General features: G+C 69.7%; 10 protein-coding genes. 9 read left to right on the plus strand and 1 reads right to left on the minus strand.

Annotated features, from left to right (window positions below):
- Positions 1-16: 16 nt before the first annotated feature.
- From FB547_RS18730 to FB547_RS18755, 6 genes are all read left to right on the plus strand, one after another.
- Entirely contained in the window at positions 17-859 is an 843-nt protein-coding gene (locus FB547_RS18730) for an IclR family transcriptional regulator (RefSeq protein WP_145744809.1), read from the plus strand.
- A gap of 43 nt (positions 860-902) precedes the next feature.
- Positions 903-2,198: an aconitase X gene (locus FB547_RS18735; protein ID WP_145744811.1), complete on the plus strand. Its 1,296-nt coding sequence runs from the start codon at positions 903-905 to the stop codon at positions 2,196-2,198.
- Positions 2,199-2,319: 121 nt separating this feature from the next.
- Positions 2,320-2,766 (plus strand): aconitase X swivel domain-containing protein, encoded by a 447-nt coding sequence (locus FB547_RS18740; protein ID WP_145744813.1) that lies wholly within the window; start codon positions 2,320-2,322, stop codon positions 2,764-2,766.
- A complete protein-coding gene (locus FB547_RS18745) occupies positions 2,763-4,463 on the plus strand; it encodes a dihydroxy-acid dehydratase (RefSeq protein WP_145744815.1) in 1,701 nt (566 codons plus the stop codon). The genes FB547_RS18740 and FB547_RS18745 overlap by 4 nt, the downstream gene beginning before the upstream one ends.
- A 117-nt stretch (positions 4,464-4,580) precedes the next feature.
- Positions 4,581-5,708 carry a porin gene (locus tag FB547_RS18750; protein ID WP_145744817.1) on the plus strand — a complete coding sequence of 376 codons (1,128 nt, stop codon included), beginning with the start codon at positions 4,581-4,583 and terminating at the stop codon, positions 5,706-5,708.
- Between the two features lie 19 nt (positions 5,709-5,727).
- On the plus strand, positions 5,728-6,705 hold the full coding sequence (locus FB547_RS18755; RefSeq protein WP_145744819.1) for a Bug family tripartite tricarboxylate transporter substrate binding protein: 978 nt from the start codon (positions 5,728-5,730) through the stop codon (positions 6,703-6,705).
- Positions 6,706-6,718: 13 nt separating this feature from the next.
- Here the strand turns inward: FB547_RS18755 and FB547_RS18760 are convergent, their stop codons facing one another.
- A complete protein-coding gene (locus FB547_RS18760) occupies positions 6,719-7,606 on the minus strand; it encodes an aldo/keto reductase (protein ID WP_307698073.1) in 888 nt (295 codons plus the stop codon).
- A gap of 211 nt (positions 7,607-7,817) precedes the next feature.
- Between FB547_RS18760 and imuA the strand changes: the two genes are divergently transcribed.
- From imuA to FB547_RS18775, 3 genes are read left to right on the plus strand one after another with little or no spacing between them, the layout of a single operon-like run.
- Positions 7,818-8,624 carry a translesion DNA synthesis-associated protein ImuA gene (gene imuA / locus FB547_RS18765; protein ID WP_145744821.1) on the plus strand — a complete coding sequence of 269 codons (807 nt, stop codon included), beginning with the start codon at positions 7,818-7,820 and terminating at the stop codon, positions 8,622-8,624.
- On the plus strand, positions 8,593-9,942 hold the full coding sequence (locus FB547_RS18770) for a Y-family DNA polymerase (RefSeq protein WP_145744823.1): 1,350 nt from the start codon (positions 8,593-8,595) through the stop codon (positions 9,940-9,942). The genes imuA and FB547_RS18770 overlap by 32 nt, the downstream gene beginning before the upstream one ends.
- Positions 9,935-13,291, plus strand: coding sequence for an error-prone DNA polymerase (locus FB547_RS18775; RefSeq protein WP_145744825.1), 3,357 nt, complete (start codon positions 9,935-9,937; stop codon positions 13,289-13,291). Before FB547_RS18770 ends, FB547_RS18775 begins: the two co-directional genes overlap by 8 nt.
- The last annotated feature ends 17 nt before the right edge of the window (positions 13,292-13,308 follow it).

Here is a 13,308-nt window from a genome sequence, read left to right on the forward strand (position 1 = left end):
TGCAAAGGGTTCTTCCATGTCCACTGACAAAAACGACACCTCTTTTTCCGCCGCCGATTCCGCCGATGCGCGCGGCGACCGCGCCGACACCGTGAGCGCGCTGGAGCGCGGCATCTCGGTGCTGCGCTGCTTCAGCGAGGCGCGCCCCGTGCTGGGCCATGCCGACATCGCGCGCATGACCGGCATCCCGCGGCCCACGGTCAACCGGCTCGTCGCCACGCTGCTCTCGCTGGGCATGCTCAAGGCCGCGCAGGTGGCCGACCGCTTCATGCTCGGACCGGGCGTGGTGTCGCTGTCGCGCGTGTTCCTCGGCAGCCTCGACGTGCGCGCCGCCGCGCGGCCCAGCATGCAGGCGATGGCCGAGGAGGTGGGCGCCTCGGTCTACCTGGCCATACGCGACGGCATGGAGATGGTGCTGATCGAGGCCTGCCGGCCGCGCTCGTCAATGCTGTCGGCGCGGCTCGACGTGGGCTCGCGCGCGCCGCTGGCCAACTCGGCCCTGGGCCGCGCCTACCTTTCGGCGCTGCCCGAGGCGCAGCGCAACCAACTGGTCGATTCGATGCGCCTCCTGCGCGGCCCCGAGTGGGACAGCATCGCACCCGGCATGACGCGCGCCATCGGCGAGGCCCGGCGGCTGGGCTACTGCCTTTCGCTCGGTGAGTTCCACCGCGAGATCAACTCGGTGTCGGTGCCAATGATCGGGCCCGACGGCGAAGTGATGGCGCTCAACGGCGGCGGCGCGGCCTTCGTGTTCACCGAGGAACGGCTGCGCAACGAACTCGCACCGCGCCTGCACGACATCGCGCTCACCATCGCGCGCGACATCGGTGGCCACGTGCCCACGCCCTTGCCGGGCTAGCCCCGGCCGACCCCCCACGACACAAAAAACGGAGACACAGGCCATGCACCTGAGCGATGAAGAAAAAGCCATGATGGACGGCCGCGACGGACCGGCCGTGCAGAAGGCGATGGACCTGCTGATGCGCTACGGCGAGGCACTGGGGGCCGAGCGGCTGGTGGAAACGCGCAACGTCTGCGCCACCATCACCTCGACCACGCCGTTCCAGCGCGACTTTGCCTTGGCCAAGGGCGGCGGCATGGACGCGGTGTTCTCCGAGTTCAGCCTCGACAGCCAGGAGACGGTCGAGATTCCGAAGTTCAAGGTCTTCACCAGCCACCTGCAGCTGGGCTTCGACCCCGGCCAGCCCGAGCGCATGGGCGTGAGCGAGGAGATCGTGCAGTTCTACAACAAGAGCGAGCGCCATGCCGCGGGCCTGGGCGCGCAGATCATGAACACCTGCACGCCCTACCAGGTCGGCAACATCCCGACGCGCGGCGAGCACTGCGCGTGGATGGAATCGTCGGCGGTGGTGTATTGCAACTCGGTTCTGGGCGCGCGCACGAACACGGAAGGGCGCGAAAGCACGGGCGCCGCCATGCTCACCGGGCGCATTCCCTACTGGGGCTACCACCTCGACGAGAACCGCCACGCGACGCATGTGGTCGAGCTCGATGTCGAGGTCGAGTCGGTGCAGGACTGGGGGCTCCTGGGCTACTACATCGGCGAGCATGTGCAGGAACGCGTGCCAGTGGTGCACAGCCAGCGCGGCATCGGCCGCGTGCCGAACCTGCCGCGGCTCAAGCACTTCGGTGCGGCGGCCTCGTCCTCGGGCGGCGTGGAGATGTACCACATCGCCGGTGTCACGCCCGAAGCACTGACGCTCGAGCAGGCGCTCGGCGGCCGCGCGCCGGTGGAGGTGCTGCGCTACGGCGAGGCCGAGCGCCGCGCCACCTACGAGAAGATCAACGCGACGGGCAAGGATGCCGAGGTGCAGTACGTGATGCTGGGCTGCCCGCACTACACCATCGAGCAGATCTGGGAGGCCGCGCAGCTCATCGAGGGCCGCAAGGTGCACCCGGACTGCGAGCTGTGGATCTTCACGCCGCGCGCCATCAAGTCGCTGGCCGACCGCAACGGCTACACCCGGATCATCGAGGACGCGGGCGGCATCCTCATGACCGACAGCTGCTCCGCCATGAGCCGCGCCGTGCCCAAGGGCACGAAGACGGTGGCGCTCGATTCGGCCAAGCAGGCGCACTACCTGCCCGCGATCCTCGGCGTGCAGGCGTGGTTCGGCAGCACGGCCGAATGCATCGATGCGGCGTGCACGGGTCGCTGGAATGGAGGCATGCAATGAGGCACCGGAATTTCTCCCTCCCCCGCTGGGGGAGGGCAGGGGTGGGGGCCGGCGGCGCATCCGTCGAGCGCTCTGGCTGCCCCCATCCCTACCTTCCCCCGAAAGGGGAAGGAGCAAGACCATGAATGCACGCGACAACACATCCACCCTGGTCATCCGCGGCCGCAAGGTGGTCGGCGGCGTGGCCGAAGGCGAGGCGCTGGTCACGCGCGACCGCATCTCGGGCTGGGGCGGCATCGACCCGCGCACCGGCACCGTCATCGAGACGCGGCACGAACTGCGCGGCCAGAGCTTCGCGGGCAAGGTGCTGGTGTTTCCGGGCGCCAAGGGCTCGTCGGGCTGGTCGGCCATGTTCCACATGACGCGGCTCATGAACTCGGCACCGGCGGCGTTCCTGTTCAACGAGATGACCACCAAGATGGCGCTCGGCGCCGTGGTCACGCATTCGCCGTCGATGACCGACTTCGAGCGCGATCCGCTCGAATGCATAGCCACCGGCGACTGGGTGCGCGTGGACGCCGACCGCGGCGTGATCGAGATCACAAGAAAATCGGAAGGTACGCGATGACCCGTCCCCTGCGCAGCAACTTCCCGCGCGGCTCCTACCTGTGGTCGGTGCGCAATGCGCACTGGCGCGCGCTCGGCATTCCCGAAGAGGATTGCGAGAAGCCGAAGATCGCCATCGTCAACAGCTCGTCGGAACTGGCTGCCTGCTTCAGCCACCTCGACCGCGTGGCGGCGGAAATCAAGACCGCGATCCGCGCCGCGGGCGGCGTGCCCTTCGAGGTCCGCACCGCCGCGCCCAGCGACTTCATCACCGGCGCGGGCGCGCGCGGCGCCTACATGCTTGGCGCGCGCGACCTCGTGACCAACGACATCGAGGTGGCGGTCGAAGGCGCGCAGCTCGACGGCATGGTGTGCCTCACCTCGTGCGACAAGACCGTGCCGGGCCAGCTCATGGCGGCCGCGCGGCTCGACATTCCGACCCTGCTCGTGCCCTGCGGCTACCAGCCCAGCGGCGAATACCGCGGCAAGCACATGGACATCGAGGAAGTGTTCATCGGCGCGATGCATGCGGTCACCGGCCACCTGCCGGTGGAAGAACTCGTGGGCATGAGCCGCGAGGCGATCCGCGGGCCGGGCGTGTGCTCGGGCCTGGGCACGGCCAACTCGATGCACATCGTCTGCGAGGCGCTCGGCATGGCCTTGCCGGGCAGCGCGCCGGTGGCCGCGCTGAGCCCGAAGATGATGGCCGACGTGCGCGCCGCCGGCACGCGCATCGTGCAGATGGTGTGGGACGACCTGAAGCCGCGCGACATCCTCACGCCCGGCGCCTTTGCCAACGCGGTGCGCGCGGTGCTGGCCATCGGCGCTTCGCTCAACACGGCCAAGCACCTGCAGGCCGTGTCGACCGAGGGAGAGTGCGGCGTCGACGTGTACGGCCTGTTCGAAAGCCTCGGCCCGGCGACGCCGGTGCTGGCCGGGGTGCGGCCGATCGGCGAGCACAGCATCGAAGCCTTCGAGGCGGCGGGCGGTTGCCGCGCGCTGATGAAGCAGCTCGCGCCCTTGCTCGACACCGGTGCGTTGACCGTCACGGGCGGCACCGTGGCCGACAACCTGCGCGGCGCCGAAGTCGCCAGCGCCGAGGTGATCCGCCCCATCGAGCGTCCGGTCGCGCCGCATCCCGCGATCGTCCTGCTGCGCGGCAACCTCGCGCCCGAATCGGGCCTCATCAAGACCGGCATCGTGGAGCGCAAGGTGCGCAGCTTCACGGGCCCGGCCGTGTGCTTCTGGACATCCGACGCGGCCATTGCGGCGCTCAAGAAGGGCGAGATCGTGCCGGGCCAGGTGGTGGTGATGCGCGGCGCCGGTGCCTGCGGCGGTCCGGCGATGGGCGGCGGCGCCTCGCGCGTGGTGTTCGCGATCGACGGCGCGGGTCTGGGCGACCAGGTTGCGATCCTGACCGACGGGCATCTCTCGGGCCTGGTCTGCAAGGGGCTCGTGGTGGCCGAGGTGTCGCCCGAGGCCGCGCTCGGCGGGCCGCTCGGCCTGGTGCGCGACGGCGACACGATCACCATCGACCTCGATGCGCGCCGCCTCGATATCGCATTGACCGATGCGGAACTCGCCGCTCGCCGCGCCGACTGGCAGGCGCCGCCGCCGGCCTTCGACACCGGCTGGCTGCAGCAGTACCGGCGCAACGTGAGCCCGCTCTCGAAAGGCGCCGTGCTCGTGCGCACCGAACGCCCCGAGCCCTCGGGCTAGACCTTTTTCACCCCGGCCTTCGCCAACCGGTGCGCAACCCCGCGCGCACCCGGTGGCGCAGCCCTGCGCGCGTTCCCGAGTTTTTCAACCAAGAGAAGAAGCAGGAGACAAGAAAACATGAAGAGATTCTTGATGGGGTCGGCGCTGGCGCTGGCCGGCAGCGGCGCGGCGCACGCGCAGTCCAGCGTCACCGTGTTCGGCGTAATGGACATCGGCGTGCAGTACACGAAGGGCGAGGGCGGCGGCTCGGTCAGGGCGCTGTCGAACGGCGGCCTTTCGACCAGCCGGCTCGGATTCCGCGGCACCGAAGACCTGGGCGGCGGCCTGCGCGCGGGCTTCTGGCTCGAAGGCAGCCTGAACCCCGACAACGGCACGGGCAGGCCGAGCAACAGCAACAACCAGGCGAGCGGCGCGGGTGCGGCAGGGCCGATCACCTTCGACCGCATGTCCTTCGTGAGCCTGTCGCACCAGAAGTTCGGCGAGCTGCGCCTGGGCCGCGACTTCATCCCCACGCACTACAACAGCATCTACTTCGATCCCTTCAACGCCAACGGCGTGGCGCGCGCGGGCAACCTCACGTTCGCGGGTGCGGGCACCGGGCCGCTGCCCACCGGCATCACGGGCAGCAACACCGTGAGCTACTGGCTGCCGGCCGGGCTCGGCGGCTTCTACGGCATGGCGATGATCGGCACCGGGGAGAACGACTCCACTGCGCCGAACCGCGACGACGGCAACTTTGCCGGTGCGCGCTTCGGCTTTGCCGCGGGTGCGTTCGACATTGCCGCGGCCGTCACGCGCACGCACTTCGACGCCACCGCCGCCATCGGCAACTACACGCATGCCAACATCGGCGGCACGTGGGACGCGGGCTTTGCGAAATTCTTCGCGCTCTACAACAAGGTGACGGTGAAGCTTGCTGCCGGCACGGTGCGCAAGAACACCGCCGAGATCGGCGCGCACATTCCGGCCTTCGAGGTCGGCCGCATCCGCCTGAGCTACGCCTACCTGGACGACCGCAGCGACGAGAGCCTGCGCAACGCCAACGGCATGCCGCGCAACCGCGACGACGCGCGCCAGTTCGGCATCGGCTACGTGCACAACCTCTCGAAGCGCACCGCGCTCTACGGCACCTATGCGCGGCTCATGAACGGCGGGCAGGCGCGCTACGTGGTGAGCGGCGGCGTGGCACCGGCGGGCGGGCGCCGCTCGTCGGGCTGGGAGCTCGGCGTGCGGCATCTCTTTTGACTGAAGAAGGAGCAACGACATGCGACGCAGAAACCTGACGCTGGCGGCCCTCGCGGCCGGCGGCACGCTGGCCATGCTGCCGGGCGCGGCAGCATGGAGCGCCGAGGGCAGCTATCCGGACAAGCCGCTGCGCCTGATCGTCGGCTTTGCGCCCGGCGGCGGCGCCGACGCGCTCACGCGCATCATCGCGGAGGGGCTGTCCAAGCAGCTCGGCCAGCAGGTGATCGTGGAGAACCGCCCCGGCGCCGACGGCGTGCTGGCGGCACAGGCCACGTCGTCCGCCAAGCCCGACGGCTACACCTTGCTGATGGGCACCAACACCGCGATGGTGGCGGCGCCCACGCTGCGGCCGACGCCGCCCTACGACCCGTTCAAGGCCTTCACGCCGATCAGCTCGGCCGGCCAGTTCTCGATGTTCCTGGTGGTGCCGGCCAGCCTGCCGGTGAAGAGCGTGAACGAACTGCTGGCCATGGTGGCGGCCAGGCCCGGCGCCTACAACTCGGCATCGAGCAACAGCGCTTCGGAGCTGGCCATGTTGCAGCTGCTGGGCGAGCGCAAGGTGGTCAACGCGCGCTACAAGGGCGACATGCAGGCCATGACCGACCTGCTGGGCGGACAGATCCACATGATGTTCACCACCGGCACGCTGGCGCCGGGCTTCGTGAAGGAGGGGCGCATCCGCGCGTTGGTCACGCTGCTGCCGCAGCGCAGCGCCTTGCTGCCCGACGTGCCCACGGGCGGCGAGCTCGGGCTGGGCAAGCTCACCATCACGCCCTGGGCCGGCTTCTTCGGGCCGCCGGGGCTGCCGCAGGCGATCACCGACAAGCTGTCGCAGGAGCTGCAGAACACCCTCAAGCGCCCCGAGGTGCATGCGCAGCTGGTGCAGCAGGGCTTCGAGGGCTACGGCATGAGCCCCGCGAAGTTCGCCGAATTCTTCCGCGCGCAGTACGAGGCCTTCGGCGCCACCGTGCGGCAGCACAACGTGAAGTTCGAATAGCCGCGGTGGCGGGTCAGAGCCCGATCGATTCCGCGTTGCGGCGCCAGAACACCGCATCCGGGAACGCGCCTGCGCCGGCCGCGGCGTTGTCGGCCATGTGCTCGGCGCGGCTGGTGCCGGGAATCGTGCAGGTCACGGCCGGCTGGCTCAGCACGAACTTCAGCAGCACCTGCGCCCAGCTCGTGCAGCCGATCTCGCCGGCCCAGGCGGGCAGGGGCTTGCCGCGCAGCCGGCGCAAGAGGCCACCGCCGCCGAAGGGCATGTTGACGATCACCGCCACACCGCGTTCGGCTGCGAGCGGCAGCAGGCGCTCTTCGGCCTCGCGCGCGTCGAGCGAATAGTTGATCTGCAGGAAGTCGAGCTTCTCGGCGCGCAGCACGGCCTCGACTTCGCGGTAGGCCGAGGCCGTGTAGTGCGTGATGCCGATGTAGCGCACGCGGCCTTTCTCTTTCCAGCCGCGCAGCGTGGCGAGGTGGGTCTTCCAGTCCATCAGGTTGTGCACCTGCATCAGGTCCATGCGCTGGGTGCGCAGCCGCGCGAACGACTGCTCCATCTGCGCGATGCCGGCCTCGCGGCCCGAGGTCCAGACCTTGGTGGCGAGAAAGGCCTGGGTCTCGCGCGGCCTCGCTGCGGCGGCCAGCAGCTCGCCGGTGCTTTCCTCGGAGCGGCCGTACATCGGCGAGCTATCGATCACCGTGCCGCCGGCTGCGAAGAGGGCGTCGAGCACGCCGGGCAGGCGCTGGTATTCGTCGCTGCCGGGGCGCTGGTCGAAGCCGATCCAGGTGCCGCAGCCGACCACCGGCAGGGCTTCTTGCGTGGAGGGGATGGGGCGGGTATTCATCTTCAGGCTGCCTTGCTGCGCGGATGCGGGGGGAAGCGCCGCGCCGGCGCACAGCGCCATGCCCAGCCGCAGCAGCCGGGCGCGCGTGAGGGAAAGACCGTTTGCCGGCAGGGTCACGGGAAAAAAGTCCTTCGGGGGTGGCTTTGCCGTTCCAGCTTTCAGTATCGGCCGGGACGGCGCAGAGGGCCACCGCGCGAGAAAAGCCCCTCCAGCCGGCTTTGCGGTTGCGATGCATGGAATACTGTATAAAAATACAGTTAACAGTTGAATCATGGGCCTCCCTTTCCTCGACTCCTTTTCCGCTGCCGCGGGCCGCGGCGTCTGGCATGCCGACGAGCTCGGGCTGGCCGACGCGCAGGTGGTTGCCACCGGCCACGCCGCGCTCGACGCGGAGTTGCCGGGCGGCGGATGGCCGGTCGGCGCCATGACGGAGCTGCTGCAGACCGCGCCCGAAGCGCATGTCTGGCGCCTGCTGCTGCCCGCGCTGGCGCAGGCGGTGGCCGCGCACGGCGGGCCGGTGGTGCTGATCGGCGCGCCCTACGAGCCCTGCGCGGCGGCGCTCGCGGCGCAGGGGCTGCCGGTGGAGGCGCTGATGTGGGTCCGCAGCGAGGCGCCGGCCGCGCGGCTGTGGGCCTGCGAGCAGGCGCTGCGCTGCGCCGACGTGGCGGCCGTGCTGGCCTGGCTGCCGCAGGCCCGGGTGGGCGAACTGCGGCGGCTGCAATTGGCGGCCGCCCAGCACGAGGTGCTGCTCTTCGTGTGCCGGCCCGCCTCGGCCGCGCAGGGCGCATCGCCGGCGCGGCTGCGCCTTCAGGTGGAAAGCTGCGAGGCCGATGCGTCGCAGATCGAACTGCGCATCTTGAAGCGCCGCGGTCCGCCGCTGGCCGCGCCCGTCATGCTGCCCGCGCGCAACGAGCGCATGGCCGCATTGCTGGCCGCCGCCCGGCTGCGCCGCAAGCTGCGGCTGCAGCAGCAGGGCACGGCGCCGGCCACCGAGGCGGCCGGGTCGGCCACCGTGGTGCGCATCGACGCGTGGAAAGGAAACGGAAATGCACTGGATCGCGTTGCGGTGGTCGCTTGATGCCGACGCGCCCGATGCCCCGGTGCTTCCCACGCCCGAGGCGCTGGGCTGGTGGGCGCTGCGCTACACGCCGCACGTCGCCTGGCAGGACGAGGCGCTGATGCTCGAAGTCTCGGCCTGCGAGCGCCTGTGGGGCGGGCGCTCGTCGCTGATGCGCCAGCTGGCCCACGAGAACCCCGCGCCCGGCGCCGTGATGCGCGGCGCGCAGGGCGCCACGAGCCTGATCGCGCTGGCGCGGCTGCGCCTGTTCGAGCGCAACGAGAGCCGGCCCAGGGACATTCCCGCCGGCCTGCCGCTGGACACGCTGACGGCCACGCGTCCCCACCTCGACCTGCTCGCGCGCCTGGGCTGCCGCACCTGGGGCGAGGTGGCGGCCCTGCCGCGCGGCGGCCTCACGCGGCGCTTTGGCGTGGAACTGCGCGAAGCGCTCGACACCGCCTGGGGCCTGCGACCTGAAAGCCACGACTGGCTCACGCTGCCCGACGTGTTCGAGCAGAAGCTGGAGCTGCCCGCGCTGGCCGAGACCGCACCCGAATTGATGTGGTCGGCCAACCGCCTGCTCGCGGCGCTGCAGATCTGGCTGCGCGCGCGCCAGCGCGGCGCGCGTGCGCTCGAACTGCAGTGGACGCTCGATCTCAAGCGCTTCAACGGCGTGAACCTGCCGCCGCACCAGCAGGTCACCGTGCGCACGGCCGAGCCCACGCAGGACATGGCGCACCTGCGCCGCCTGCTGTCCGAAAAGCTGGCTCTCACCACGCTCGCGGCACCTGCGAGCTGGCTCCGGCTGCGCACGCTCGAGACCGATCCGTGGGCCGGCGCCAGCACCAGCTTCCTGCCCGAGGACAACCGCAAGGGCGACAAGCTGCACGAGATGGTCGAGCGGCTCAGCGTGCGGCTCGGAGCGCACCAGGTGGTGGTGCCCGCTGCGCAGGCCGACCACCGGCCCGAGCGCAAGCAGGCCTGGCGCCCCGCGCTGCAGCAGGACAAGGCGCTGGCGGACAAGGCCGGCAAGCAAGCGAAGGCCGCGGCTTTGCAGCCCGATGCCCTCTACCCGCCCTGGCTGCTGCCCGAGCCGCTGCTGCTCGAGATGGATGGCGAGAGCCCGTGCTACCGCGGCCCGCTGCGCAAGCTGGTCGGGCCGCAGCGCATCGAGGCGGGCTGGTGGGGCGGCAAGGAAGACGGCGGCCAGCCGGCGATGCGCGACTACTACGTGGCGGAAAGCCCCGAGGCCGGCCTGGTGTGGATCTTTCGCGAGCGGCCCTCGGCGCGCTTTTCTCCGGCCGAGGTGCGCTGGTACCTGCAGGGGTTCTATGCCTGACCTGAGCGAAAAGCAGCTGCGCGGGCGCAACTCGGCCAAGGTGCATGCGCTGCCCTTGCCTTTGCGCAGGAAGCCTGCCCCCACGCTGCCCGACTACGCCGAGCTGCACTGCCTCAGCAACTTCAGCTTCCAGCGCGGCGCCTCGACGCCCGAGGAACTGGTCGAGCGCGCCTACCAGCTCGGCTACACGGCGCTGGCCATCACCGACGAATGCTCGGTGGCGGGCATCGTGCGCGCCCATGTCTGCCTGCGCGAGCTGCCGGCCAAGCTCGCGGAATACGAGCGCGAGCATCCCGACGAAGCGCCGCTCCCGCGCAACCCCGGCTTCCGGCTGCTGTTCGGCAGCGAATTCCGTTTCGAGCGCTTCAGGCTGGTGGTGATCGCCAACGGCACGGAAGGCTGGGGCAACCTCTGCGAGTTCATCACCGCCGCGCGCAACACCGAACTGCCCAAGGGCGAGTACCGCGTGAGCTGGGAGCACAGCGACGTGGCCTCGCTGCAGGACTGCCAGGTTCTCTTCGTGCCGCACCGCGCGCCGGGTGCCGCCGTGAATGCGGCCACGCTGCATGAAGACCTGTTGGCCGCCAAGGCGCTCTACGCAGGCAACCTGTGGCTGGCCGTGGAAATGCTCAACGAGCTCGACGACGACCTCTGGTTCGCCGCGCTGCTGCAGGCGGGCGAGCAAACGGGCGTGCCGCTGGTGGCGGCCGGCGACGTGCACATGCACGCGCGTTCGAGCAAGCCGCTGCACGACGTGCTGACGGCCGTGCGCGAAGGAAAAACGGTGGCCGAATGCGGCTTTGCGCTGCAGCCCAATGCCGAGCGGCACCTGCGGCAGCGGGTGCGGCTGGCCGAGCTCTATCTGCCCCAGATGCTGTCGAACACGCTGGTGGTGGCCGAACGCTGCCGGTTCGATCCCGAGGTGATCCGCGAGAACTACAAGTACCCGCTCGAAACCGTGGGCAGCAGCGAGACGCCGGCCGAGACGCTGGTGCGCAAGACGTGGGAGGGGGCGGCGCTTCGCTATCCCGAGGGCATTCCCGCCAAGGTGCGGGCGCAGGTCGAGAAGGAACTCGCGCTGATCGTCGAGATGAAGTACGAGATGTTCTTCCTCACGGTGGAAGACATCGTGCGCTTCGCGAAGTCGCAGAGCATCCTCTGCCAGGGCCGCGGCTCCTCGGCCAATTCGGCGGTCTGCTATTGCCTGGGCATCACCGCGATCAATCCTGAAAAAGGCCACCTGCTGTTCGAGCGCTTCCTGAGCCGGCACCGCCACGAGCCGCCCGACATCGACGTCGACTTCGAGCACCAGCGGCGCGAAGAGGTCATCCAGTACATCTACGAGAAGTACGGCCGCGATCGCGCAGCCATCGCGGCCGTCGTCATCTGCTACCGCGCGCGCAGCGCCCTGCGCGACGTCGGCAAGGCCATGGGCATCGACGAACGGCTGATCGACGAATTCGCCAAGGACCACTACTGGTTCGACGACACCGTGCTGGGCGAGCAGCTGTTCAAGGCGGCCGCGCGCGTCGGCGTGGAGGAGGACGAACTCAAGCTGGTGCAATGGATCGAGATGACGCGGCGGCTCAAGGGCTTTCCGCGCCACCTGAGCCAGCACGTGGGCGGCTTCGTGCTCACGCACACCCGGCTCACGCGGCTGGTGCCGGTCGAGAAGGCGTCCATGAAGGACCGCTCCGTCATCCAGTGGGAGAAAGACGACCTCGAAGCCATGGGCATGCTCAAGGTCGACGTGCTCGCGCTCGGCATGCTCAGCGCGATACGGCGCGGGCTCGACCACATGAACCGCTGGCGCGGATCGATGGTGCAGATGCACCAGATCCCCAACGACGACCCGAAGGTGTTCGACATGATCTGCGACGCCGACACCATCGGCGTGTTCCAGATCGAGAGCCGGGCGCAGATGTCGATGCTGCCGAGACTGAAGCCGCAGAGTTACGAAGATCTCGTGATCGAGGTCGCGATCGTGCGGCCCGGGCCCATCCAGGGCGGCATGGTGCATCCCTACCTCAAGCAGCGCGAGCGGGTGGCCAAGCGCTTGCCGATCCATTACGAGAAGGAAGAACTGAAGCCCGCGCTGGAGCGCACGCTGGGCATTCCGATCTTCCAGGAGCAGGTGATGCAGATCGCGATGATCGCGGCCAGGTTCACCGCCGACGAAGCCGACCAGCTGCGCCGCGCGATGGCGGCATGGAAGCGCAAGGGCGGCCTCGAGAAGTTCCACCACAAGCTCGTGAAGGGCATGACCGACCACGGCTACAAGGCCGAGTTCGCCGAGGCCATCTTCAAGCAGATCCTCGGCTTCGGCGACTACGGCTTTCCCGAAAGCCACGCCGCGAGCTTTGCCTTGCTGGTCACCGTGAGCAGCTGGCTCAAGAACTACGAACCCGCCTGCTTCCTCGCGGCGCTGCTCGACTCGCAGCCGATGGGCTTCTACAGCCCCTCGCAGCTGGTGCAGGATGCGCGGCGGCATGGCGTCGAGGTGCGGCCGGCCGACGTGACCTGCAGCGGCATCGACACCACGCTCGAAGCCCGCGCCCCCGATGCGCCACGCATGCCGCCGGGCACCGATGCGCGCTACGCCGATCGCCTCGGCCGCGAGAACCAGCCCGCGGTGCGGCTCGGCCTGAACCGTATTTCAAGCCTCAGCAAGGAGGGCGCCAAGCGCCTGCTCGAAGCGCGCGCGCAGGCACCCTTCACCAGCACCGAAGACCTCGCGCTGCGCGCCGAGCTCGACGGCAAGGACATGGCGGCGCTGGCCGCGGCCGATGCGCTGATGTCGCTCTCGGGCCACCGCCGCCAGCAGGTGTGGGACGCCACCGCGCAGCACCGCTCGCCGGCCCTGCTCAAGGGCGTGCCGATCAACGAGCCGGTGCTGCAGCTGCCCGCGGCGCCCGAGGGCGAGGAGATCGTCGGCGACTATGCCGCGCTCGGCCTCACACTGCGCCGCCATCCGCTCGCGCTGCTGCGCCCGCGCCTCGCGCGCATGAGGCTCATGAGCGCGGAGCAATTGCGCGCACAGCCCAGCGGCCAGACCGTGCGCGCCTGCGGCATCGTCAAGGGCCGCCAGCGCCCGGGAACCGCCAACGGCACCATCTTCGTCACGCTCGAGGACGAGACCGGCAACGTCAACGTGATCGTCTGGAGCCATGTCATCGAGGCCTGGCGCGAGCCGCTGCTGAAGTCGCACCTGCTCGCGGTGCAGGGCACCTGGCAGCGCGACGACGACAGCGGCGGCAAGGTGCAGCACCTGATCGCCACAGGCTTCAAGGACCTGACGCCGCTGATGGGCCGGCTGGCGCAGAGCAACACCAGCCGCGACTTCCATTGAGGGCAGGGCATCGAATG

Source organism: Variovorax beijingensis (genome assembly GCF_007828835.1).
Lineage (GTDB): Bacteria > Pseudomonadota > Gammaproteobacteria > Burkholderiales > Burkholderiaceae_C > Variovorax > Variovorax beijingensis_A.